The organism is Clostridioides sp. ES-S-0054-01 (assembly GCA_021561035.1).
In the GTDB taxonomy this organism is placed as follows: Bacteria; Bacillota; Clostridia; order Peptostreptococcales; family Peptostreptococcaceae; genus Clostridioides.
In genome coordinates this window covers 1,944,396-1,971,012 of sequence record CP067346.1, presented here as the reverse complement: position 1 = coordinate 1,971,012, position 26,617 = coordinate 1,944,396, and the positions used below count along the sequence as shown (strand labels likewise).

21 protein-coding genes, 1 pseudogene and 2 riboswitches are annotated in these 26,617 nt (G+C 27.3%); of the genes and pseudogenes, 19 read left to right on the top strand and 3 right to left on the bottom strand.

From position 1 onward, the window contains the following. Positions 1-19: 19 nt before the first annotated feature. A riboswitch (cyclic di-GMP riboswitch) is annotated at positions 20-109 on the bottom strand. A 453-nt stretch (positions 110-562) separates the two neighbouring features. Continuing rightward, positions 563-663, top strand: a riboswitch (TPP riboswitch). 129 nt (positions 664-792) lie between these two features. The 15 genes from JJC02_09510 (at position 793) to JJC02_09440 (ending at position 17,026) form a co-directional block, all read left to right on the top strand. Then, positions 793-1,083, top strand: a complete 291-nt coding sequence (locus JJC02_09510; protein UDN53157.1) for an MTH1187 family thiamine-binding protein — start codon at positions 793-795, stop codon at positions 1,081-1,083. Beyond that, positions 1,058-1,828, top strand: coding sequence for an ABC transporter permease (locus JJC02_09505; GenBank protein ID UDN53156.1), 771 nt, complete (start codon positions 1,058-1,060; stop codon positions 1,826-1,828). The genes JJC02_09510 and JJC02_09505 overlap by 26 nt, the downstream gene beginning before the upstream one ends. Before the next feature lie 21 nt (positions 1,829-1,849). Next, positions 1,850-2,860 carry an ABC transporter substrate-binding protein gene (locus tag JJC02_09500; GenBank protein ID UDN53155.1) on the top strand — a complete coding sequence of 337 codons (1,011 nt, stop codon included), beginning with the start codon at positions 1,850-1,852 and terminating at the stop codon, positions 2,858-2,860. Beyond that, on the top strand, positions 2,829-3,563 hold the full coding sequence (locus tag JJC02_09495; protein ID UDN53154.1) for an ABC transporter ATP-binding protein: 735 nt from the start codon (positions 2,829-2,831) through the stop codon (positions 3,561-3,563). The genes JJC02_09500 and JJC02_09495 overlap by 32 nt, the downstream gene beginning before the upstream one ends. A 163-nt stretch (positions 3,564-3,726) precedes the next feature. After that, a complete protein-coding gene (gene mutS, locus JJC02_09490; protein ID UDN53153.1) occupies positions 3,727-6,570 on the top strand; it encodes a DNA mismatch repair protein MutS in 2,844 nt (947 codons plus the stop codon). A 10-nt stretch (positions 6,571-6,580) separates the two neighbouring features. Continuing rightward, the gene (mutL, locus tag JJC02_09485) at positions 6,581-8,542 is read left to right on the top strand and encodes a DNA mismatch repair endonuclease MutL (protein UDN56353.1); all 1,962 of its coding nucleotides are present in this window, start codon (positions 6,581-6,583) and stop codon (positions 8,540-8,542) included. A gap of 37 nt (positions 8,543-8,579) precedes the next feature. Further along, positions 8,580-9,515 (top strand): tRNA (adenosine(37)-N6)-dimethylallyltransferase MiaA, encoded by a 936-nt coding sequence (miaA, locus tag JJC02_09480; protein ID UDN56408.1) that lies wholly within the window; start codon positions 8,580-8,582, stop codon positions 9,513-9,515. A 113-nt stretch (positions 9,516-9,628) separates the two neighbouring features. After that, on the top strand, positions 9,629-9,886 hold the full coding sequence (hfq, locus tag JJC02_09475; GenBank protein UDN56352.1) for an RNA chaperone Hfq: 258 nt from the start codon (positions 9,629-9,631) through the stop codon (positions 9,884-9,886). A gap of 126 nt (positions 9,887-10,012) precedes the next feature. Further along, positions 10,013-11,293: a methionine gamma-lyase family protein gene (locus JJC02_09470; protein ID UDN56351.1), complete on the top strand. Its 1,281-nt coding sequence runs from the start codon at positions 10,013-10,015 to the stop codon at positions 11,291-11,293. 68 nt (positions 11,294-11,361) lie between these two features. Beyond that, entirely contained in the window at positions 11,362-12,708 is a 1,347-nt protein-coding gene (locus tag JJC02_09465; GenBank protein UDN56350.1) for a Sapep family Mn(2+)-dependent dipeptidase, read from the top strand. Between the two features lie 132 nt (positions 12,709-12,840). Further along, complete coding sequence (locus JJC02_09460) at positions 12,841-13,923, top strand: SIR2 family protein (GenBank protein UDN56349.1); 1,083 nt, start codon at positions 12,841-12,843, stop codon at positions 13,921-13,923. A gap of 86 nt (positions 13,924-14,009) precedes the next feature. Continuing rightward, positions 14,010-14,642 (top strand): cyclase family protein, encoded by a 633-nt coding sequence (locus JJC02_09455; protein UDN56348.1) that lies wholly within the window; start codon positions 14,010-14,012, stop codon positions 14,640-14,642. Between the two features lie 51 nt (positions 14,643-14,693). Next, positions 14,694-15,233, top strand: a complete 540-nt coding sequence (locus tag JJC02_09450) for a prolyl-tRNA synthetase associated domain-containing protein (GenBank protein UDN56347.1) — start codon at positions 14,694-14,696, stop codon at positions 15,231-15,233. A gap of 49 nt (positions 15,234-15,282) precedes the next feature. After that, complete coding sequence (locus JJC02_09445) at positions 15,283-15,969, top strand: DUF554 domain-containing protein (GenBank protein ID UDN56346.1); 687 nt, start codon at positions 15,283-15,285, stop codon at positions 15,967-15,969. Positions 15,970-16,150: 181 nt separating this feature from the next. Continuing rightward, the gene (locus JJC02_09440; protein ID UDN56345.1) at positions 16,151-17,026 is read left to right on the top strand and encodes a kinase; all 876 of its coding nucleotides are present in this window, start codon (positions 16,151-16,153) and stop codon (positions 17,024-17,026) included. 129 nt (positions 17,027-17,155) lie between these two features. Here JJC02_09440 and JJC02_09435 read toward each other — a convergent pair whose 3' ends face one another. After that, positions 17,156-18,220, bottom strand: coding sequence for a 4Fe-4S dicluster domain-containing protein (locus JJC02_09435; GenBank protein ID UDN56344.1), 1,065 nt, complete (start codon positions 18,218-18,220; stop codon positions 17,156-17,158). A gap of 413 nt (positions 18,221-18,633) precedes the next feature. Then, complete coding sequence (locus tag JJC02_09430) at positions 18,634-19,833, bottom strand: coenzyme F420-0:L-glutamate ligase (GenBank protein UDN56343.1); 1,200 nt, start codon at positions 19,831-19,833, stop codon at positions 18,634-18,636. Between the two features lie 118 nt (positions 19,834-19,951). Between JJC02_09430 and JJC02_09425 the strand changes: the two genes are divergently transcribed. Together JJC02_09425 and JJC02_09420 are read left to right on the top strand one after the other, a co-directional pair. Next, positions 19,952-20,839, top strand: a complete 888-nt coding sequence (locus tag JJC02_09425; GenBank protein ID UDN56342.1) for a LysR family transcriptional regulator — start codon at positions 19,952-19,954, stop codon at positions 20,837-20,839. 189 nt (positions 20,840-21,028) lie between these two features. Further along, positions 21,029-21,586, top strand: a complete 558-nt coding sequence (locus JJC02_09420) for a GNAT family N-acetyltransferase (protein ID UDN56341.1) — start codon at positions 21,029-21,031, stop codon at positions 21,584-21,586. Positions 21,587-21,838: 252 nt separating this feature from the next. Here the strand turns inward: JJC02_09420 and JJC02_09415 are convergent, their stop codons facing one another. Next, positions 21,839-22,699, bottom strand: coding sequence for a YitT family protein (locus tag JJC02_09415; protein UDN56340.1), 861 nt, complete (start codon positions 22,697-22,699; stop codon positions 21,839-21,841). Positions 22,700-23,197: 498 nt separating this feature from the next. On the opposite strand from JJC02_09415, the gene JJC02_09410 reads away from it, so the two are divergent. Together JJC02_09410 and JJC02_09405 are read left to right on the top strand one after the other, a co-directional pair. Beyond that, positions 23,198-24,601, top strand: a complete 1,404-nt coding sequence (locus tag JJC02_09410) for a HAMP domain-containing histidine kinase (protein ID UDN56339.1) — start codon at positions 23,198-23,200, stop codon at positions 24,599-24,601. A gap of 218 nt (positions 24,602-24,819) precedes the next feature. Next, a pseudogene (locus JJC02_09405) lies at positions 24,820-26,604 on the top strand (FtsX-like permease family protein). Positions 26,605-26,617: the final 13 nt, after the last annotated feature.

Genomic DNA, 26,617 nt, shown 5'->3' with positions numbered 1-26,617 from the left:
AACAAAAAGAAAATATCTTTTTGGCAACTGGCTGACATAACTCATTTTGTAAGTCTTAGTCCCTATAGCTTTGCGTCACTAAATTTCTCTAGTTTTGCCTATTTAGTTTTATTCTACAATTACAATGATATAGGAAAACGTTTCATTTTTCAAGTTACATATTAAAAAATTTAAAAATTTAAAAAATATTTTATTTCTTAAAAATAAATTAGGTAAAATAATTATATTATATAATTTATATATAAATTAGAATAAGAGACTTTTATTATTAGTTTAAGTTAAGATAGTCTAATAAAATAAAATTTAACAAAGATAAATATCTTCTATAAATTTGGTATAGTTATAATGAAATAAAAAAATTCACTATAAAATTTTATATCTATGGAAAATTATTAAAATTTAATTAAATTTTAATAATTTGCAAGAAGTATATATGAATAGAATTAGATTTTCATGAAAAAGTGTCATTTTGCATTAGATATTTTCAAATGGATAAAATATCTAATATGAATAAAAAATTTGTTAAAATATGATAAGTGTAGTATAATCAAGTAGAAAAGATATAATATATTTGGGGAGCTAATATGCTGAGAGGAGATTTTATCTCGACCCTTTGAACCTGTTTGGATAATGCCAGTGTAGGGAGACTAGTAAAGATAAAAATAAGTCTTATCCTATTTTGGATAAGACTTTTATTTTACTTAGATATATTGTGTTTTTAGTAGTAAAATTTTAATATAAATAATAAAATATACCTAGTAGGTATTAATTATTTTAAAAGGAGTGATTTAAATGGTAATCGCAGACATAGCAGTAATGCCACTAAGACCTTACAAAGGTGAAGAAGAAATGTATAAAGTAGTAGATGCTTGTATTGCTGAAATTGAAAAGAATGGTCTTAAATGTGAAATAGGGGCAATGAGCACTACTGTTGAAGGTGATTTTGATGAAGTTTTTGAGTTATTAAAAAAGGTACATAAAATCCCTTTTAACCTTGGATGTGAAAGAGTTATAACAGTAGCTAGAGTAGATGAAAAAGCTGGGGGCTTGACTATAGATGAAAAACTTAGAAATCATAGATAAAGCCAAAGACAGTATATATCCAATAGCAACATTTTTGTTTATACTTATTATTTGGCAATCTATGGTAGAGGTTTTAGAAGTTCCACAATATATATTACCAACGCCAGTAGATATACTTAATGTATTTTTTAAAGATTCCCAAAATTTATCTATGCATGCTGTAGTTACTATAGGAGAGGCAATTCTTGGTTTTATAGTTGCAATTATAATATCATTGATAATTGGAATATTGATGGACTTTGTGTTGATAATAAAAAAATGTCTTTATCCTATTATGTTGGTTACTCAGATGATACCTACAATAATTATAGCTCCACTTTTTATGATATGGTTTGGATTTGGGACAATGCCAAAAGTATTGATGGTAACGCTTACTTGTTTTTTTCCTATATTAATAAGTTTTGTAGATGGTATTGAGAATATTGATAAAGATTATTTAAATTTATTTAAGACTATGAATTCAAATAAATTTAATACATTCATTCACCTTAAATTTCCTATGGCAATGGATAAATTTTTTTCTGGGCTTAAAATATCTGCAACTTATGCTGTAATGGCAGCAACTGTTGCAGAATGGCTAGGTGGAACAAAAGGTCTTGGCGTTTATATGCTTAGGTCAAAAAGCGCATATGCACTTGATAAAGTATTTGCATCTACTATATTAGTAGTTATATTTAGTTTAATATTTGTAGGAATTGTACAGGCTGTAAAAAAGGTTGTTATAAGGTATAGATTAACAGATTAAAAGTATTTGAGGGAGGCAATTATGAATTTTAAAAAATTAGGAATATTAGGTTTAGTAAGTGCTTTTACATTGGCAACAATAACTGGATGTTCTTCAAATAATAAAGACAAAAGTAATGATAAAGATACTTCTTCTAAAAAAGTAACTATGGTACTTGATTGGACACCAAATACAAATCATACTGGATTATTTGTAGCACTTGATAAAGGTTATTACAAAGAAGAAGGTCTAGATGTTGAAATAGTACAACCACCCGAAAGTGGAGCTGAGACTTTAGTAGCAACAGGGAAGGCTGACTTTGGTATAAGCTATCAAGAACAAGTTACTTATGCAAAGACTAGTGAAGACCCTCTTCCAATAAAAGCTGTAGCAACTGTTATACAGCATAATACTTCTGGATTTGCATCACCAAAAGAAAAAAATATCACTACAGCTAAGGATTTTGAAGGAAAAACTTATGGTGGTTGGGGTTCTCCATCAGAAGAAGCTGTTTTTAAAGCAGTTATGAAGAAAAATGGAGCTGATTTTAATAAGTTAAAAATAGTCAATACTGGTCAAGATGATTTCTTTGCAGCTATGAAAACTGTAGATTTTGCATGGATATTCGAAGGCTGGGATGCAGTTAAGGCTGATTTAATTGGATATGACTTAAACTTTATACCAGTAAAAGATTTAGATGAGAGATTAGATTATTATACACCTCTTATAATTTCTAATGAAACTGTGCTTAAGGATAATCCAGAGCTTACTAAAAAGTTTTTAAAAGCTACAACAAAAGGTTATGAATATGCAATAAAAAATCCAGAAGAAGCAGTAAAAATTTTAGTAAAACATGCACCAGAAGTAGATGAAAAACTAGCATTAAAGAGTCAAGAATATTTAGCAAGCAAGTACAAAGATGACTCACCACGATGGGGAGAAATGAAAGATAGTGTATGGAATAACTATACATCATTCTTAAAAGAATATAAATTAATAGATAAGGATATGAAGGCAAGTGATGCTTACACAAATGAATTCTTACCACAATAAAAAAGTAAAAATATCTATAGAAAATGTATCAAAAGTCTATAAAGATATTAAAGTTTTAAAAGATATAAGTATTGAAGTTTATGAAGGTGAATTTGTTTCTATATTAGGACCAAGTGGATGTGGAAAAAGCACTATCTTTAATATTATAACTAAACTTACAGATTATAATAGTGGCAAGGTGGATGTAAATGGTAAATATAGCTATATGTATCAAAAAGATTTACTCTTGCCGTATAAAACTATAATAGATAATGTGTCACTACCACTAGTTTTAAAAAAAGAAAAAAAGAGCAAAGCAAGGGAGTTGGTAAAACCTTATTTTGAAGTGTTTGGACTAAATGGATATGAAGATAAATATCCCTCAGAACTTTCTGGAGGAATGAAACAGAGGGCTAATTTTTTGAGAACTTTTGTAAACTCTAATGACATAATGCTTTTAGATGAACCTTTTGGCGCACTTGATTCATTAACTAAAACATCTATGCAAAAATGGCTTTTAGATGTTAAGAAAAAAGTAAATTCAACGATACTTCTTATAACTCATGATATTGATGAAGCTATAATGCTATCAAACAGAATTTATGTTATTTCAAAAAAACCATCAATAGTAAAAAAAGAATTTATTATAGATAGTAGAAATTTAAATGAAGATAATCTTGAAAATATCATTAAACTTAAAAAAGAAATAATATCTTTATTGTAAAAATAATATATATTTTTATTTAATAAGTATTAAACCTAGCAATCCAAAATGCGAGTATACATTTTGGATTGTTTTTAGTTATACGTCAAAATTTTATATATTATGTTAATAATAATCATCTACTATGATATAATATTTAATTAGAAAAGAAGGAGGTTTGATAATGCAAATAGATATGAATAAATTAACTCCTATGATGAAACAGTATCTTGAAGTAAAAAATAGATATAAAGACTGTATACTGTTTTTTAGACTGGGAGATTTTTATGAAATGTTTTTTGAAGATGCATTAGTAGCTTCAAAAGCTCTTGAAATAGCATTGACAGGAAAAGCTTGTGGTTTAGAAGAACGTGCTCCTATGTGTGGTGTTCCTTTCCACTCAGCCAATTCATATATATCAAAATTAGTTGAAAATGGATATAAAGTAGCAATAGGTGAACAAATGGAAGACCCATCTACAGCAAAAGGAATTGTTAGAAGAGAGGTTATAAGAGTCATCACTCCTGGAACAGTTTTAGATGGAAATTTACTTGAAAATAAAAAGAATAATTATTTGTTATCTTTATATAAGGATGGTACTAATATAGGTCTAACTTATGTTGACATAAGTACGGGAGAAACTAATGCAACATGTTTAAATGAAGATAAAGTCATTGAAGAAATTGCAAAAATCCATCCAACAGAAATAATTATAAATGATTTAGACTTTATAGAAAAGCTTAGAGATATAGCTACTGTAAGTAATATATACATAAATGAAAGTTTTAGCGATAACTATTTGGATATAAACATATTAAGAGAATATTTTCCGGATGTTTACCTGCAAAAACTAAAGTTTGATGACAAAGGTCTCATAAAGTCAAGCTTATCAATTCTTCTGAATTATATATACAATACTCAAAAACAAATAACATCTAACATTAATAATATAAATATATACAATTCATCAGAATATATGGTTTTAGATATGTTTACTAGGACTAATTTAGAACTTACTCAAACTATAAGAGGTAATAAGAAAAAAGGTTCATTATTGCATGTCCTTGATAAAACTTCTACAGCAATGGGAGGTAGACTTTTAAGAAAATATGTAGAAGAACCTTTGATAAACAAATCTAAAATTGAAAATAGATTGGATGTAATAGAAGAAATAAAAGATGACTTTATATTGAGAGAAGACTTAAACGATATACTTAAAAATATATACGATATAGAAAGAATATGTGGAAAGATAGCGTTTGAAAGAGTAACACCAAAAGAGTTAATTCACTTAAAAAATTCAGTAGAAAAGTTACCTAATTTAAAAGACACAATAGATTTATCAAATGCAAAAATCCTAAAAGAGTATGTTTCAGAAATGGATAAGTTGGATGATATATACAATTTAATAGATGAAGCTATCCTAGAAGAACCTACAATAACAATAAAAGATGGAAATATAATTAAATCAGAGTTTAGTGATGAACTTAAGGAATTGAGAGAGATTTCTAAGAACGGAGCGTTTCTTGTAAAAGAAATAGAAAACAGGGAAAGAGAAAAAACAGGAGTTAAATCATTAAAAATAGGATTTAACAAAGTGTTTGGATATTATATAGAAATAACAAAAGCCAACTTTAAACAGGCAAAGCTAGATGAAACATATATAAGAAAGCAAACACTTAGTAATGCAGAAAGATATATAACTCCAGAACTAAAGGAAATAGAAGAAAAGATATTACATGCTGAGGAAAAAATTAAATCTTTAGAATACGATATATTTGTAGAGATAAGAGATACTATATACAAAAACATAGACAGAATACAAAAAGTAGCTAAGACTATAGCTAATATAGATGTTTTTGTATCTCTTGCAACAGTTGCACACATAAATAACTATGTAAAACCAGCAATAAATGAAAATAATAAGCTTGATATAAGAAATGGTAGACATCCTGTTGTCGAAAATATAGTGGGTGAGGAAAATTTCGTTCCAAACGACACGTATCTAAATAGTGGAGAAAATATTATTAACATAATAACTGGTCCTAATATGTCTGGTAAATCAACATATATGAGACAAACTGCTATAATAGCGCTTATGGCACATATAGGTTCATTTGTACCAGCAGAGTACGCTGATATTCCAATATTAGACAGAATATTTACAAGAGTTGGGGCTAGTGACGATTTGTCTCAAGGTCAATCTACTTTTATGGTAGAGATGAACGAAGTATCTCTTATATTAAAAAATGCAACAGAGAGAAGTTTAGTTATATTAGATGAAATAGGTCGTGGGACTAGTACCTATGATGGTATAAGTTTAGCATGGTCAATAGTGGAATATATTCAAAAGAATATTAGATGCAAGACATTATTTGCAACACATTATCATGAACTTACCGATTTGGAAGAAGAGTTTAAAGAGGTTAAGAATTATTCAATAGCAGTCAAAGAAGATGGGGAAGGAATAATATTTTTAAGAAAAATAATTCCTCAAGGAGCAGACAAGAGTTATGGAATATATGTTGCTAAATTAGCTAAATTACCAGATGAAGTTATAGAAAGAGCAAAATATATACTTAAAGACTTAGAAAAAAATCATGTTTACAATAGTGTTGCAATAAATGGAGATAAAGAAAAAACTAATATAATTAATAGGAATTTAGATGAAGAATTAGTTAAGGTAAATCAAAGTAATTTTAAGAATAAATATGAAACTCTAAAAATAGAACATGAACTTATAGTAAAAGACTATAAACATATAAAAAAAGATTATGATAAATTAAATTCTAAATTCAAAGTATTAAATGATGAAATTACTTTAATGAAACAAAATGATGATAAAGAAAAAGCTAATAAAGAGGATTCTGTAAAAGAAGTAGCCTTAACTCAAATTTCTTTTGATAGTGTAAATAGAGATATACTAGCAGAAGAGATTCTAAATCTGGATATCTTAAATATGACTCCATTAGATGCTATAAATTCTCTCTATAATCTTCAGAAAAAAGCGAAAGAAATAAAATCTTAGAGGTGTAAAAATGAAAAGTATAATTAACATCCTAGATGATTTGACTATAAATAAGATAGCAGCAGGTGAAGTTGTAGAAAGACCTTCTTCTGTAGTAAAAGAACTTATTGAAAACTCCATTGATGCAGGTGCAAATAAAATCTCTATAGATATAGTTGATGGAGGAAAAAGTTTAATTAAAATTACAGATAATGGAACAGGAATACCTTCAAGTGAAGTTGAAAAATCATTTTTAAGACATGCTACTAGTAAAATTAAAAAAATTGATGATTTGTATGATTTGTATTCTCTTGGTTTTAGAGGAGAAGCATTGGCATCTATTTCAGCTGTATCAAAATTAGAGATGACTACTAAAACCAAAGATGAAATAATAGGAACTAAAATATATGTTGAAGGTGGCAAAATAATATCAAAAGAGCCAATAGGTTCTACTAATGGGACTACAATCATTATAAAGGATATTTTCTTTAATACACCAGCAAGACAGAAATTTTTAAAATCTACTCATGCAGAAACTATAAATATAAGTGATTTGATAAATAAACTTGCAATAGGTAATCCAAACATTCAATTTAAATATACAAATAACAATAAACAGATGCTAAATACTCCAGGAGATGGAAAGCTTGTAAACACCATTAGAAGTATATATGGAAAAGAAATAACTGAAAATATAATAGATGTAGAGTTTAAATGTAATCACTTTAAAATGAATGGATATATAGGGAATAACAATATATACCGTTCTAACAAAAACTTACAACATATCTATATAAATAAAAGATTTGTAAAAAGTAAAATAATCATAGATGCAATAACAGAAAGTTATAAATCTATAATTCCAATAGGTAAACATGCAGTATGCTTCTTGAATATAGAAGTAGACCCATCATGTATAGATGTAAATATACATCCCAATAAACTTGAAATTAAATTTGAAAAAGAACAAGAAGTATATATAGAACTTAGAGATTTTTTAAAGGTTAAGTTAATACACTCAAATCTTATTGGAAAATATGCCACTTATAAGGATAAAAAAACACAACCTAGAATTGCTATTAATAATAGAGAAAAAAGTACAGATTATGAATTAAGAAATAATAATTTATTAGAATCTAATCCTCAAAATAATAATATGGTTAAAGGTAAGGATGAGGTTATTGAAGTTGTTACTTTATCGAGTGAAAAACCAATAAATGAATTTCAATCTGTAAGTGAGGTCTTAAATGCAAGTGTAGAAGACAAAAATATTAATTATCTAAGTGAAAATAGTGTAAATAACAATATACAAGAAGAATTTCAAGTTGATGGAATTAGAAATGAAGGAAACTATTATTTGGGAGATTGTATTAGGGATAGTGAAGAAGAATACTTATGTAGTTCAAAACGTAAATTTTCTTTATATGGGTATTCTGTAATTGGAGTTGTATTTAATACTTATATAGTTTTGAGCAAAAATGATTGTATGTATTTGTTGGACCAACACGCTGCACATGAAAGAATATTGTATGAAAGATATATGGAAAAGTTCTATAGACAGGATATTAATATGCAAATACTTTTAGACCCAGTGGTGATTGAAGTATCAAATGTAGATATGCTTCAAATTGAAAATAACTTAGAGTTATTTATGAAATTTGGTTTTGAATTAGAAGTCTTTGGCAATAATCATATAATGGTAAGATGTGTTCCTACTATATTTGGAGTACCTGAAACTGAAAAATTTATACTTCAAATAATTGATAATATAGAAGAGATTACAAGCAATTATGATTTAAAAGGAGAGCGGTTTGCATCTATGGCATGTAGGTCTGCTATAAAAGCAAATGATAAAATATATGATATTGAAATAAAAAGTCTATTAGAACAGCTAGAAAAGTGTGAGAACCCATTTACATGTCCTCATGGAAGACCTATAATGGTCGAAATATCTAAGACAGAAATAGAAAAAATGTTTAAAAGGATTATGTAAAATATTTGGATATTTAAAATATATGGAAAGGAATGTTATGAAAAAAATACCACTTATAATACTTACAGGTCCAACTGCTGTTGGAAAGACAGATTTGTCAATAAAATTAGCAAAAGATATGGATGCAGAGATAATTTCAGCTGATTCTATGCAAATATATAAATATATGGATATTGGAAGTGCAAAAGTTACAGAGGAAGAGATGCAAGGAGTAAAGCATTATCTTATAGATGAAGTTAAACCTGACTATCCATTTTCAGTTTCAGAGTTTCAACAAAGAGCAAAAAAATATATATATGAAATAAATGAAAAGGGAAAATGTGTTTTAGTGACTGGAGGTACAGGACTTTATTTAAATTCTTTAATATATAATATGGATTTTGCAAAATCTGATGCCAATAATGAATTAAGGGAAGAACTTCAAAATCAGCTTGCTGAAAAAGGAATAGATTACATGCATAATAGATTGAAATCGCTTGATGAAGAAGCTGCTAATAGAATTCATAAGAACAATACTAAAAGAGTTATAAGGGCACTTGAAGTTTGTCTAAGCGGTAAGAAAATGAATGACTTTTCAAGTGATTTAAAATTTAATGAAGAATATGAACCTATAATAATAGTATTAAATAGAAATAGAGAACATTTATATGAAAGAATAAATATGAGAGTTGACATCATGCTTAAAAATGGGTTGGTTGAAGAAGTCAAAAAACTTTTAAGTATGGGATTTAAAAAAGATATGGTATCTATGCAAGGTATAGGCTATAAAGAGATATTGAAATATCTAGATGGAGAATATACATACGAAGAAGCTATTGAAATAATCAAAAGAGATTCTAGAAGGTATGCAAAGCGTCAGATAACTTGGTTTAAAAGATATGAAACAGCAAAATGGTTTGATTTAGACCAATATGAAAATATAGACGAATTAAAAAATGAAATAATCTTATATATTAAAGATTCTATAAAATAATATATAAATTTTTAAGTATACAACTTAATATTGAAAATTTGTTATAACTTATATAGAATATAAGGTAGGAATATTTTAGAAGTTCAATTTAATCTTGGGAGGGTACAAATCTAATGAAAAATACAGTTTTAAATTTACAAGATTTGTTTTTAAATAACGCAAGGAAAGAAAGAATACCTGTTACTATATATTTAGTCAATGGAGTGCAAGTTAAAGGGCTTGTAAAAGGATTTGATAGTTATATAATATTAATAGAAGGTGATAATAGACAACAAAACATGATTTATAAACATGCTGTTTCAACTATACAACCTGGGAAGTATATTAATCTAACAAATCAAAACCAAAATAATAATAATAACAACAGATAGATGACTAATTTAATTTAAGATGATTGAGAGGAGACTTATACTAACTTATAAACTATAATTTATTTGTTTTAGTAAAATAGTCTCCTTTACATGTTTAAATAAAATAATAAAGAGACAGGTGATAAAATGCTTAATGAGACAAAAGAATTATTAAAAGACTACTATGGAATAGATGATGATACTTTTAAACTGTCACAAGAAGTAATGGAAGATATAAAAGATAAGTTTGAAGAAATAAAAGAAATAAGAGAGTATAATCAATATAAAGTTTTAAAAGCTATGCAAGAATCTAAACTAAGTGATATGCACTTTAACTGGACTACAGGATATGGATATAATGATATTGGGCGTGAAAAAATAGAGGAAATTTATTCTAAAGTTTTTAATACAGAAGATGCTCTTGTAAGACCAATAATTGTAAATGGTACACATGCACTTACTTTATGTATACAAGGGATAGTCAGACCAGGAGATGAAATTTTATCTGTTACTGGTAGACCATACGATACTTTAGAGGGCGTTATAGGTATAAGAGAAGAAAAAGGTTCATTAAAAGAATATGGTGTTACATATGATGATGTAGATTTTTTAGAAAATGGAAATTTAGACTTAGAAGGAATTAAAAATAAAATAAATGATAGAACTAAACTTGTTATGATACAAAGGTCAAAAGGATATTCTTGGAGAAAATCACTTTCAATTGGTGATATAAAAGAAGCTATTGATGTAATAAAGTCTGTCAAACCAGAAGTTATAGTAATGGTTGACAATTGTTATGGTGAGTTTTTAGATACTAAAGAGCCTACTGATGTTGGAGCAGATGTTATGGCTGGTTCTTTAATAAAAAATCCTGGTGGTGGGCTTGCATTGACAGGTGGATATATAGCTGGTAGAAAAGATTTAATTGAACTTATATCTTATAGAATGACTTCTCCTGGAATAGGAAAAGAATGTGGTCTTACTTTTGGAACTACTAGAAATGTACTTCAAGGATTTTTCTTAGCACCTTATATAGTATCTCAAGCTGTGATGGGAGCTATCTTTTGTTCAAGAGCTTTTGAAAAATTAGGCTATGATGTATTACCAAAATACGATGATTTGAGAAGTGATATTATTCAATGTATTAGACTTAATAATGCTGATGAAGTAATAAGTTTTTGTGAAGGTATACAAGAAGCTGCACCAGTTGATTCTTATGTAAAACCTGTTCCTTGGGACATGCCTGGATATGAAAGTGAAGTCATAATGGCAGCAGGAGCCTTTATCCAGGGTTCTTCTATAGAGTTAAGTGCAGATGCTCCAATAAGACCTCCCTATAACGTTTATTTCCAGGGTGGGCTTACATTTGACCATTCAAAAATGGGGACTTTGAAAGCAATTGAATTTATAAAAAAACTAAAAAAATAAGCATATTTTTTTTTTAAAAGGTCAAAATATTTATTAGTATATTATGATGAAAATTAAAGGGTGATAATATGAAAGAGCAAATTAAAGAAAAAGTAAATTCTCTACAAGATGAAATGATTTCTTCAATACAAGAAAGTGTAAAAATACCTAGTGTTATATCTGAAGCAACTGAAAATTGTCCATTTGGTGAGAATATAGATAAAGCTTTAAGAGGCATATTAGATTTATGTAAATCTCTAGGCTTTAATACAGTATATAAAGATGGATATTATGGATATGCAGAAATAGGACAAGGTGAAAAAATGATAGGTATACTTGGTCATGTTGATGTAGTTCCAGAAGGTGATTTAGAAAGCTGGAATTATCCTCCTTTTGAAGCCGTTTTAGAAGATGGTAAATTATATGGAAGAGGGACACAGGATGATAAAGGACCTACAATATCAGCAATTTATGCAGTAAAAGCTCTTATGGATTTAAATGTAGACTTTAATAAAAGAATAAGATTCATTTTTGGGGCTGATGAAGAAAATCTTTGGAGATGTATAAATAAATATAAAGAAAATAATGAAGAAATACCAAACTATGGATTTACTCCAGATTCTAGATTCCCAATAACAAATGCAGAAAAAGGACTTTTACAAGTTCATTTAACTTGTGCTAGCAAAAGTGATATAGAATTATCAGTTGGAAAGGCTCTAAATGCAGTTCCAGGAAAAGCAATCTATAGTGGAAAATACTCTGATAAATTAAAAAAAGAACTTGATAAATTAAATTTTGAATATACTGTTGAAGGTAATAAAATCTGTATAATAGGAAAAAGTGTCCATTCAGCAGCAAGTGATACTGGTATAAATGCAGTGGCAAGACTTTGTATAGCTCTTAATAATATAGGTATTGATTCTAATATAATTAAATTTTTAGCAGAGGCTATTGGTGAAGATGCTAATGGAAATAATATAATTCCTAACTGTAAGGATGATGTATCAGGTAAACTAACAGTAAACATAGGTAGAGTAACCATTGATAGTGAAAAAGAATTTGCAGGAATAGATGTAAGAATTCCAGTAACATACAAAAAAGATGATTTTGTAAAAGAATTAAAGAAAATGACAGATAAATACAATTTAACCTATGAGGAATATGATTTCTTGGATTCAATCTACGTTCCAGAAGATACGCTTCTTGTTAAGACACTTAGAAAAGTATATGAAGAAGAAACTGGTCTTGATGGAACACCACTTTCATCTGGAGGAGCAACTTACGCAAGAGCTTTAGATAATTGTGTTGCATTTGGAGCTATTTTTCCAGGAAAACCAGAAACAGAACACCAAGCTAATGAATACTTAATAGTAGAGGATATTGTAAAGGCTGCTCAAATATATGCTCTTTCTATTTATGAATTATTAAAGATTTAATATAATATAAGGCTGTCTTGTAATAGGATTTTTTCTAGTAGGAGACAGCTTTATTGTTGTATCATAAAATAAATGATATGAATATTTAATAGATATAAAAATAATAGTAATATTTATATTAGGAGGAACTATATGAAAATAGCCATATTTTTGGGAGCAGGAGCTTCAGCAGCGGAAAATCTACCTATTCAAAATGAGCTGTTTAGCGAATATTTTAAAAAGCTAAATCCTACAAACTGTAATACTGATATGAATAGAGAATTATATATTTTCTTTAAACAGATGTTCAAAATTGATATAGTAAAAGATGATATAGATAATGCAAATTTTCCTACCTTTGAAGAAGTTTTAGGGCTTTTGGATTTAGCAGAACAAAGAAAAGAAGCATTTAGAAATTTTGGACTAGAAAATCTAAATAACAAAAGTGATAGTATACGTTTTTTAAGACAATATTTAATACTATTAATGGCTGAAGCAATTCATAATACACCTAGAACAGATAATAAATATCACAAACTTTTGGTTGAAAATCTTTTGGAAAATGATTTGCTTCTTGATACTACTTTTATTAGTGCAAATTATGATATACATATAGACAATACAGTTACGGGTTTAAGAGATAAGAATGATTTGCCAATTATGCTTGATTATGGCGTGGAGTTTACAAATTTTAAAGAAGAGTTAAATTGGAGAAAACCAAAAGAACCATTAATAAAATTATACAAGATACATGGGTCATTAAATTGGCTTTATTGCCCTATTTGTAATAGTGTAACTCTTACACCACACGAAGGTGGTGTCATGAAACTTATCAAAAATAGTTCAGAAACAAAATGTTTAGAGTGTGGTGAATTAACAGAACCTATTATAGTGCCACCAACATATTTTAAGAATATGTCGAACATATTTTTAAGTAATGTTTGGAATGAAACAGAAAAAACTTTAAGAGATACTGACCTTTTAATATTCTGTGGATATTCATTTCCTGAAGCTGATATGCACATAAAATACATGTTAAAAAGAGTTCAAACAAATAGAAAAAAATCTCCACTTAAGATAATGGTTTTTAATAATCATTTACAAAAACAAATAATTACTTTAAAGAAAGAAGAAGAAAGGTATAAACGTTTTTTAGGCGAAGATGTTATATTTACTAATAATTCTTTTCAAGATTTTTCAGTAAATCCCTTGAAGTTTATAAAAAATATATACTAGTGTGGTATATAATGGAATAAAATCTGATAGAAATAAAATGAATTTAGGTATATAATAGAAAATAAAAACATAGGGGGTATATAAAAATGAAGGTTTTTGATTTAACTCATGTTACACATAACGACATGCCTGTATATGCAGAGCCTAACAGACCAGATATCAAGAAAGTAGCTATTATTGAAGAAAATGGTTATCAAGAAACATTAATTAGTGTATTTTCTCACAACGGAACTCATATGGATTCACCAAGACATATGTATACTAAAGGTGATACCCTAGATAAGTTGGATATAGAAAATTTTGTTGGTAAAGCTTATGTATTGGAGCTTGAAAAGGGAAATAAGAATATAGAATTAGAATATCTAAAAAAATACGAAGATGAAATAAAAAATAGTGATTTTATAATATTTAAATCAGGTTGGTCAAAGTTTTGGGATAAAAAACAGTACTATGTAGACTATCCTACATTAACAGAAGAAGCTGCAAGTTATATAGCTAATACTAAGATAAAAGGTATAGGTATAGACATGTTATCAGTGGATAGATATGATACATCAATTTTTAAAGTGCATCATATTTTATTTGAAAAAGGAAAAATAATCATAGAAAATCTTACAAATTTAGAAAATGTTCCAGAAAAATTCCTATTTATAGCAGCTCCATTTAAGTATAATGACGCTGATGGTGCTCCGGTAAGAGCAATGGCTATTGTAGAGTAATATCTTAAAGAGGTATAGAAATAACAAAGTGTTTAAGGAGAAAAGAGAAATATGAGTAATTTGAAAGATAAAATTATAAAAGAGCAAGATGAAAATGAAGTGAGAATAAATGAAACTAAAATATATAGCGTTTTGGATAAATTAAATATTGAATATGATGTAGTAGAACATGAAGCTGTATATACGGCAGAGCAATTAGTAATTTTAGACGAAATAACAAAAGGGTGTCAATGTAAAAATTTATTTTTAAGAAATGCTAAAGGAAATAAGTATTACCTTATTGTAGTTAAAGGAGAAAAACAGGTCGATTTAAACTCACTTAAAGATAAGATAGGAAGTTCTAGATTATCATTTGCTTCACCTGAAAGATTATACAATGTACTTAAAATTCTTCCAGGAAGTGTAAATCCTTTTTCATTGATAAATGACACAGAAAGAAAAGTAGAGCTTTACATAGACAAGGATGTAATTAAAGAAGATTACTTAAATTTTCATCCTAATATAAATACTAAAACTGTAAATATATCTAGAAAAGGTTTTGAAGAATTTTTAGAATATTTAAAATATCCACTCCAAAGTATTGACATTTAAATTTTAATAATTGAAGTAAATTTTAATTAGCTAATCGAGGGGAGAAAAAATGTTTGGAGTAATAGTAAATAGTCTAGCAATTGCAGGTGGATGTATAGTAGGTCTTATAATTAAAGGTGGATTGCCTCAAAGAGTAAGTGATACTATAATGAATGGAATTGCCTTATGTGTATTGTACATTGGTATATCAGGAGCATTAGAGGGAAAAAATACATTAGTAACAATAATATCCATAGCTGTAGGTGCTTTGATAGGAGAATTAATAGATATTGACAAATGGGTAAATAAGTTGGGTGCTTTTTTACAAAGTAAATTTTCTAAAGGAAATAAAAAAGATTCTATCGCAGAGGGTTTTATATCATCTAGTTTATTATTTTGTATAGGCGCTATGGCAGTAGTTGGGTCATTAGAAAGTGGTCTTACAGGAAGTCACGATACTTTATTTGTAAAATCCGTTATAGATGGGATAGCTTCAGTTATATTTACTGCTTCTTTAGGTATAGGCGTAATGTTTTCTGCAATATCTGTATTTTTGTATGAAGGTATTATATGTATGGGAGCATCATTTTTAAATGGATTTTTAAGTGAGCCTGTAGTCACAGAAATGACAGCAGCTGGAAGTTTATTGATTATAGGTCTTGGTTTAAATGTACTTAAATTGACAAATATAAAAGTAGCAAATTTGTTGCCAGCTATATTTATACCAATATTATTTGGCACATTTGGAATAATTTAAACAATAATAATCTAAAATTTGTCTAAATTTTTTAGAAACTTTAGACAAATTTTTTATTTAGAAGGAGAATAGCTTTTATCATCAAATTAATAATTATAGTATAAATAAGTTTAATATTATGATTATAAAGTTTATATTAAATTTATTTTATTGATGAAACTAATGGGGAGGTTAAAACTCAATGATTACTTTTGATGTAAATGGAGCTATTATCAGATTTGATGATACAAAAAATAATTATAATAAGATAAGGAAAATCTTTAAATTATATGCTTTAGAAATTTCTAAAAACTTTGAAAGAGAGTGTCTGAATAGTTTTCAAAATCTAAAGCAAATATCTGATAGAGGTTTAAGTCTAGGAGAAAAATATATAGAGGAATCTTTTAAGAAGGGCATTGAGACTATAGTGAGTTTTGGAATTATAACTATAGACATCGATACCTTTAAAAGTGTTTATTGTGAAAAATATTTAGACTTCAAGAGACTTTTTAATAATTTGAATAAAACCTTTATTATACCAAATAAAAATAAAAAAAATGGTCATGCTAGTTTTTTAGAAATAGAATCAACAGTAAAGAAAATGAGCAATTATTTATACAATGATTGTTTTAAAATTCATTATGCTGTTGTAGATGCCCTTATAGAAAATCGAATAACTGAGGTACATTCTTATATTGATGAAGAATCTATAAAAAAATCTAATGCCTTATTTAATAATTATAAAGATGGTTTTATTGGTAAGGCTGATGAATGCAAAGTCGTAAAACAAATAATAACTTTAAATCCATATAGGGAAGATGTATACGAATTTTTGGTAAAAGAAGATGGAGATTTTAGTAAGGAAATTGAGAGATTAACTGAATTTTTAGGCTATGATATAAAAGAATATAAAGCATCATTAATGGATATCTACATAAATGAGTTAATGGAGAGCGATGAAAATGATGTTGAAAATGCAAAAGAAAAGATAGAAAAATATGCTAAATATATTGGATGCAGTGATGAGAATTTATATGTAGCAAGAGTTAATGCTATATATACTTTTGCAAATGCATAATTTGGACACTTATTACACACAACATTCTGGTTAAAAATTAAGTGGAAAATTTGACCTTTGAAACTCAAACTTAATAAAGAATCTGTCCTAGAATTTATTATCATAGGACAGATTCTTTATTAAATAAAATTATTTTAACCAAGAAGGATTTCCAGGTATAAATATTCGTTTACCAAATTTTGAAGTATACTCATCTAAAGCTTTTTCAATAAGCTCGTTATTACCCTTAAAAGAAGTGGTATTTTTTATAGTTTCAAGATTTTGGCTAAATGGGCAAGCAGATATACACATACCACAATCTGTACCTAAATATCTCCATTTAATATAGCATGTCTCATGTTCAATTACCCAATTATATTTTCCATCATCACTAATTTTAATATCATTAGAAAGTGAATGAGAAGGGCAGTTAAAAGAGCATTTTTTACATACCTTACAAAAATCTTCTAGTCCAAAATCAACATATTCATCTTCTAATAGAGGAATATCTGTAGTAACAACACCTAATCTAAGTCTAGAGCCATAATCTTTATTTGTAAGTATAGCATTTCTTCCTATATCCCCCAAGCCAGCATCACGAGCTATAAAAACAGGCATTACTAAATAATTAGCATCCATATGATTTCTAGCATCATATCCCAAGTTTCTTATATAGTAACTTAAAATCATACCGACGATAGATGCATCTACATAACACTTTGATGTTTCTATAACTTCACATATCATTGGAGCTCTATTTATCATTTCTTTATCCATCTCACATCCAAATACAATTGCATACTTGTGAGTTAGATTAACTTCTTCACCATAATTTTCTTCATGTCTACCCCTATTTGTATAAATATGATAGTCTCTTAATTTAGTTATACCAACTACAGAAGCTCCATATTGTTTTGCAAGACCCTTTATTTTTTTTGCCATTGACTTTGCATCTACATCTACTTTAGTATCAGAAACTTTTCCTTCACATAAAGATTTGATGTCAGATAGAAAATCAAATGCACTACTTGCCATTGGAGAGTTTAATTCGTTGTAAGTCATTGTTCCTTCACTACATAAATTTGGTCTATTTCTTATACTATCATCAATTTCTTTTTTGTCAGGATTTTTCTTATAATAGTCATTGTAAGCATTGCTGTCCTTTTTATAATTTGCCCTTGCAAACATAGTATTTCTCTCATCAACCCTTTTCAATTCTATTCCCCCTAGTAAAAATATATTTAAAAAATATAACACTATTGTTGTATAATTTAATTATATAGGAACAACGTTATATTTTCAATTTAAGTGTAATTTAGGCGTATTGAATTTTTAGCTAAATTTTTAAGTGAAAGTGGTATACCTATTATAACTAATGATAACCTAGAATCAATTAAAATGTTTTATAAAATATACTCCCAAAATGAGTAATCCTAGGGCATAAGTAAGATTTAGAATTATATAAATTTCTAATAATCTTGTTTAAATTATCTAAATATATCTTATCTAGGAACATTAAATAAACCTCTCAATAGATATAACTTGAAGAGTCGTATCTATTAAGAGGTTTTAACAAATTTTCAAGTTAATCTATTTAACCTAAAAAATTTAACTCTAATTAAAATATACTATTTTGTATAGTTATCGAAATATCCTTGTATGTAAATAATAGGAGTCCCCTTATCTCCACTTCCAGATGTTAAATCTGCTAAAGAACCTATAAGGTCTGTTAATCTTCTTGGAGTAGTACCTTGAGAAACCATGTTTCCTGTTAAATCATCAGATTTATTATCTTTTTCAACTATGTATTTTGAAATTGCTTCTTTTAACTCATCACCAGATAAGTCAGCAAAATCATTATCTGCTAAGTATTTTAATTTTACTTCGTTTGGAGTTCCCTCTAGCCCTTTTGTGTAAGCAGGAGATACTACTGGGTCAGCTAACTCCCATATTTTTCCTACAGGGTCTTTAAAAGCTCCATCTCCATAAACCATTACTTCTACATTTTTCCCTGTGATTTCTTTTATATCACCTTGGATTTTGTTTACAACTTCATCACAATTTATAGGGAATAATTTTACTGTTTCTTCTGTAGCTTTGTTTGAACCTAAAAGTCCATATTGGTCATTATAACCACTACCATCTACACTTGTTGTCATTATATCATCAAGTGAATATACTTTTTTAGCTCCATTTTGTCTTAAAATTCTCTTTGTTCTTTGTCTTGTATGTATATCACAAGTTAAAATACTTGTTGTATAGTCGAGAATAGTCTTTGGATTATTAGCAAATATTATTTCTACTTCTGCACCACAATCCTTGATTAAATTCTTATAATAATCAACATAATCTACACCAGTAAATGTGTGTTTGTTATACCCAAATAGCTCTCTATATTTTTCTTCTGTTAAAACATCTGACCAAGGATTTATTCCCTTATCATCAAGCTCATCAATGCTTATTAAGTGGTTTCCAACTTCATCAGAAGGGTAGCTTAACATTAATACAACTTTTCTACATCCTTTTGCAATCCCTTTTAAACATATAGCAAAACGATTTCTACTTAAAATTGGGAATATAACACCAACAGTGTCCTCTTCAAATTTATCTTTTATATCTTTTGCAATATTGTCAACATGGGCATAATTTCCCTGTGCTCTAGCTACAACAGCTTCTGTAACTGCAATTACATCTTTATCTCTAACTTCAAAGTTTTCACTTTTTGATGCATTTAAAACAGAATCAACAACTATTTTAACTAAGTCATCCCCTTGTCTTATAATAGGAGCTCTAACCCCTCTTGAAACAGTTCCAACTAATCTATCCATTATCTAAAATCCTCCTAAAGAATTAATATTGTCATATTAGTACCATGTATATTATAATTCAAATATGATTATAAGTAAAATAAATAATACTAATATTTGACATAAGGAGTAATTATATATGAATATAAAACTTGAATTATATAAGGTTTTTAACGCAGTTGTAAATAATAAGAGTTTTTCTCTTGCTGCTAAAGAATTGTTTATGTCACAGCCAGCTGTAAGTCAGTCAATAAAACAATTAGAAGAACAATTAGATACTTTGTTGTTTTATAGAAATAATAAAGGTGTAAAATTAACTCCAGAGGGAAAAATTCTAAGTGAACATGTCAATACTGCATTAAAGTTAATAGCATCAGGAGAGGACAGAATAAATAAATTTAAAAAATTAGAATATGGTTCTCTAAAAATAGGAGTAGGAGATACAGCTGCACGTTTTTTCTTATTAAAATATTTAGAAATTTTTCATAAGAAGTATCCACACATACATGTATCTACAATAAATAGAACGAGTAGAGAACTTATATCGTTACTCAAAGATGGGAATATAGATATAGCAATTATAAACATGCCAATAGAAGATGATACACTAAATATTGTTGAATGTATTGAAATACATGATATATTTGTGTGTGCAAATGATTACATAGAATACAAAGATAAAAAAATATCACTAGAAGAATTAAATACATTGCCCTTAATAATGCTAGAAAATAAAGCAAATTCAAGATTTTATGTAAATGAATATTTTTTATCAAAAGGTATAAAACTAAACCCAGATATAGAATTGGGTTCTCATGAATTACTTTTAGAATTTGCGTATATAAATCTTGGTGTATCTTGTGTTATAGAAGAATTTAGCGTAGATTATCTGGAAAACGGAAAATTATTTAAATTGGATATAAAAGAGCCAATACCTAAGAGAAATATAGGTTACTGTCATTTAAAAGATATATCCTTGTCCTTAGCAACAAAAGAATTTTTAAGTATGATATCTAGCAATATATAAATTATAATACATATTTTACAAGTAGATTAATATAAAAATAGAGATAAGTTAGTAAGTTTAAAAGATTCATATAATAACTAGTTTTTATTAAAAATAAAAATAAGGTTAATTTGAGAACATTTATATAATTAATATCGTATTTTAAATATGAACAGTGTATTTAGATTAATGTATAAAGGGGGATTAGAAATGTCTGATTCTGAATATCCTCAAATGAAAACCTTAGAAACTAGAAATTGTATATTAAGACCTGCATCATTAGATGATGTTGAAGATTTTTTTGACTGTTATAAAAATAAAATAGTAGTAAAACATTTACCATTTAGTGAGCATAAATCTTTAGAAGATACAAGAAAATTTATAAAATCCTTTTTTCTAAATCCATATAAAAAAGGAAAAATTGGACACTTTGCTATAGTATATAAAAGAGATAATAAAGTTATTGGAAATATGGGGTTTAATAATATAAATCCTAAAGCATTGGAAGCAGAAATAGGTATATGTATAAATCCAAACTATTGGGGACATGATTTTGCTACTGAGATAACCAAGAGAGTAATACAGTATGGATTTAAAGAACTAAACTTAAATAAAATAATTGCAATAACCTATGAAGAAAACCAAAATTCTACAAAATCATTAGATTTATTAGGATTTAAATTCACAGGAAAATATATCAAAAAAATTCATGCTGGAAACATTGTAAAAAATATTCCTTGTTATCAATATGAATTGAAAAAACAATAGATATAACCATTTAATATTTATGATAATTATTTAGTAATGATTGTTTTCTAAATAAAATTTCAATAAAGTGGTTGCCTCAAATGGTCGCCTCAAAATATAGATAAGCCTATTTTTGATTGTTGAAATACCTAAAATACATTTGATTTTATAAAAAAAGAGTGTCTCATTAACTTTTTAGTTCGCGAGACACTCTTTTTGAATAAATCGTATTTTAATTAAAATAGTATATATCCTTAAAGTATTAATTTTTTATTAGTTCTCTAAATTTTTAAATCCTTCTCCAAGAACTTCATGTACATCTGTAACAATAACAAATGCAGTAGGGTCAGTTCTTTTAACTAATCTCTTTAGATAAAGTTCTTGTTTTTTAGAAACTACGACTAATAGAACTTCTTTATTTTCTCTAGTGTATCCACCTTTACCATCAAGAATAGTAAGACCTCTATCAAGTTCTTCAGTTATAGCTTGTCTTAAACTTTCAGGCTCATCAGAGATAATAAAAAATGCTTTTGAATGGTCAAATCCTTCCATTATCATATCTGCTATTTTTATTAATACACAAAGTGCTATACCAGAGTAAAGAGCAGTTTCTAAACTACGATTTACTATACCAGAAGATATAACAACCATTCCATCTAAACACGACATGAATTTTGTAGCTTTTATTCCTGGGAATTTCTTACTAAGTATGAGTGCAATTAAGTCTGTTCCCCCAGTAGAAGCATCTGATTTAAACATTATTCCTAAACCTATACCAACTAAGATTCCTCCTGCAATAGAAGACAATAGTAAGTCATTAGTAAATCTTAACTTTGATAATGGGTCTGTTAATTGGACTATAGCAGAAAACACGACTGTTCCAAATAACGTTTTTAATGAATTTTTTGTACCCATAATTCTAAAAGCAAGTATTACTAATGGGACACCTATAATTAACATGATAGCTGATACTGGAAGTCCTGTAACCTTGTTTAGTACTAATGATAGACCACTAAGTCCTCCAGGAGCAATTGTATGTGGTTTTAAAAACATATTTATACCAATACTCATTGATATACAACCCAAAAATAGTCCAAGCATTTCAAGTAAAATTGGCGACTTTTGTTTTTTCATATAAACACCTCCATGAACTTGTCACAATTTAATATTATAACATATTTGCCCAGTTTATATTATATAAAATTTCTTGATATAAGTAATTTCAAGTATTTCATTATTCTTAATATTTTTGAATTTTTATATAGTGTTTTCATATCTTTACTGATGTTGTTACACTCCTATGAAGTTTTTTATATATTATAATTTTTTTATTCTTTTATAAAGTATCCCCTATAAAGATGGTTCTATGAAAATTTTCTCTATACTGTTTAACGTATATAGAGATTTTGTGTATAATTATAAGGTATTTAATGGAAAAATTTATCTTACTTTTATATGTTATCAAAAGGATTTATTAAATACAACAGACAGCTTGATAACATATAATTATATAAATATAATTTATGTAGATAGTTGTATTTTTAAATAAATTTTTACATATCAATAATTATTGTCTATTTTATATAAGCAACAATCAAACTAAAATAAAAGTTTAAGAAAAGAGTTGATTAAATGCATAAACCTAGTTATAAAACAGTATTTCATTCATACATTATTTTTTTCATGATTTTTATTTGCTTAATCCTGACAGTAATAGGTATTTTCTTATCACTTATTACTATTCAGAAACCAAATGGGGAATTTATTCGTAGTGACTGGCCGAAAAAATTTACAGAAAACTTTAATGAACAAATCGTATTTATAGATAATAAGCCACAAGTAAAACAGTCTGGGTTAGAAAAGCTTCGAGAAAATCAATTGTGGTTGCAAATTTTAGATTCTAGTGGAAATAGAGTTTATGGGTTTTTAGAACCAAAAGAGCATAAAGATTATTATTCTAATTCTGAATTATTAACATTAGCTAACCAAAATAATTCAAGTAATGGAACTGTATACTTTAATACAATTAAAAATAATAAAAATGACTATATTTATATTATATATTTTCCATTAAATATATCTAAAGTGAAGATGTTTTTTGATGGAGGTAAATTTATAGGTGGTAAATCAATTGTATTTTCAATCATAGGGATTATATTTTTAATAATTTTGATTTCTGGAATTGCTTATGGTTACTGGGTAACAAAGTGCATATCAAATATTACATCTGCTGTTAGTGATATTTCAAAACGAAGCTATCTTCCAGTTAATATTAAAGGTGTTTTTGCTGATATATATAATAGTTTAAATATTTTAAATGAAGAAATTCATAGAAGTGATGAGATACAAAATAAAACTGATATTATGAGAGAAGAGTGGATTTCAAATATAACTCATGTTTTAAAAACTCCACTTTCACCAATAAAAGGGTATGCAGAGCTTCTTACAGATAGTAGTACTAATTATTCACCTGAAAAAGTATATAAATATGCTTCAATCATGTTAAAGAATATAGAATATACAAATACACTTATAAACGATTTAAAATTAACCTATCAATTAAAAAATGGAATAATTCCTTTAAATAAAAATAAATATGATTTAGTAAGATTCTTGAAAGAATTATCCATTGATATTTTAAATTATCCAGAATATGAATCAAATATAGTTGAATTTAAGAGTAATATAGATAATATTAACTTTGATTTTGATTGTACACTATTAAAACGAGCTTTTAGTAATCTTATTGTCAATGCTTTTACATATGGAGATAAAAATACTAAAGTTTGTGTGCATATAACATTAAATGAAAGAATTGAAATCATTATATCTGATAATGGAAAAGGTATGTCAAGAGAAGAGGCATCAAATTTGTTTAATCGTTATTATAGAGGAAGCAATACAAAACAAAAAACAGAAGGAACTGGTTTAGGACTAGCAATAACGAAGCAAATTATTGAAGTTCATGGAGGAAATATATCTGTTGAAAGTATACCTGGATTAGGTAGCTCATTTTATATCATCTTTCCTATTTAATTAAGGTTAATTAAGGTCAAATAAAAAATATATTAAGGTTGATAGATTATTATATTTATATAGTAGTTTATCAATCTTTTTTATTTAAGAGGTGATTTGATTAAAAATATTATAAATAGAATGATAAAAGTATGGAGGAGTCTATTAGAGATTTAATTTAGATTAAAGCATAAAAATATTAGATTGAAATATCTTAGATAAGGGAAGAAGGTGTAAATTTGAAAATTATATTAAAGTATATTTTCACAAATATTAAAGAACGAAAAATTAGAACAGCAGTTATGTTATTGTCCCTAGTTTTATCAACAGTTTTACTTTTTGTTTCATTCTCAATTGGATTATCTTATAAAAGTGCACAAAGAAAAATGGCAAAAGGTATGTATGGTACAGCGACTATATCTGTCCAAAGTAAAAATCCAGATATATTAACCAATTTAGAAGACATACCTGATTTAAATGCTATAAAATCAAAGGTTGGTGTATTGGAAAGCTCTGCTATTTATAATAAAGGGGGATACTATGAAGAATTTAGTCTTATATCAGCAGACTTAAGTCAACTAAATAAAATCAACAAGCCACGATTAGAAAATGGCGATAGTATTACTGATTTTTCTGGTGATAAAATTATTCTTCCAAATCGCTTTACATCAAAATATAAAATAAAAAAAGGTGATTCTATTACTTTACAGATTTATGGAAAGTCTTATACTTTTCAAGTTAGTGATATTGCATCTTATGATACAGTATTTTTGAGGAATACAAGAGGTGTAAATGCACTGCTACCCAAAGAGACTCTATCAAAAATTATAAATAAAGGCAGTGGATATACAAGAGTTCTTATAGAGTCAGAAGAAGAAATTACAGAAAATCTAGTAAATAAATTATCCGAAGAACTTTCTACTGAAAAATATATGGTATCAAATACTATAAATGAAACTAAGATAATTTCAGATGCTAGACAAAAGACAATGCCTTTCTTTTTAATAAGTTTTTTTGCGTTAACCCTTAGTATATTTATCATATACAGCAGTTATAAGGTTATTACATTAGAACGTCTTCCTTTTATTGGAACATTTAGAAGTATTGGTGCCAATGAAAAAACTGTAACTCGTATATTGATGCTTGAAAGTATATTATACGGAAGTATGGGAGGATTAATTGCTATTCCTATTGGTGTAGTTGTTTTAAATTTAATGCTTCATGGGTTAGGAAATTCTCTCGAACAAGGAATATCAATTGTAGTAATATCACCCATTGGAGTGATTATATCTGTTATAGTAGCAATAATCGTTTCTTCATTTAGTGCATATATACCTGTTAAAAAAGCTAGCCATTTGCCGATAAAAAATATTGTACTAGGAACAGTAGAAGAAAAGAATGTTTCAAATCGTTCTATACTTTTTATAGGAAGTATAATGTTTATTTTATCTATTTTACTTCCAAGAATATCCCCTGAAAATACATTGTATCTAGCTGGTGGATTTTCATTACTGGGATTAATTGTAGCTACTATTGTGTTGATTCCTCTTATTACTGATATCATGTCTATAGTTTTTGAGTTTGTTTATAAAAATATTTTAGGGAATGAGGGTAAATTAGCTGCTAGAAATATGAAAAATAACAAAAATATAATACAGAATATCACTTTACTATTTATAAGTATTTCTGCAGTTATTGCAATAAGTGTTGTTGGTAACTTTGTTAAAACTTATATAACAGATGTGTTTCGTGACGCAGAATTACAAGGTTTTGCAGATGGAAAGATGAATGAAGAGTTTATTGAAGATGTTAGACATATGGATGGAATTAAAAAAATATTACCTCTTTATGTTATGAATAATGAGATTTCTGGTAATGGTGTAACATTATCAAGACTAGAGGGTACAGATAATATAAAACTATATAACTCTATGTTTGGAATCAATTATACAAATTTTGAGATAAAAAAACAAGTAATAGAAGCTTTTAATGATAAACGTTCTGTTATTTTGAATGAAGATACTCCTTTAATAAATA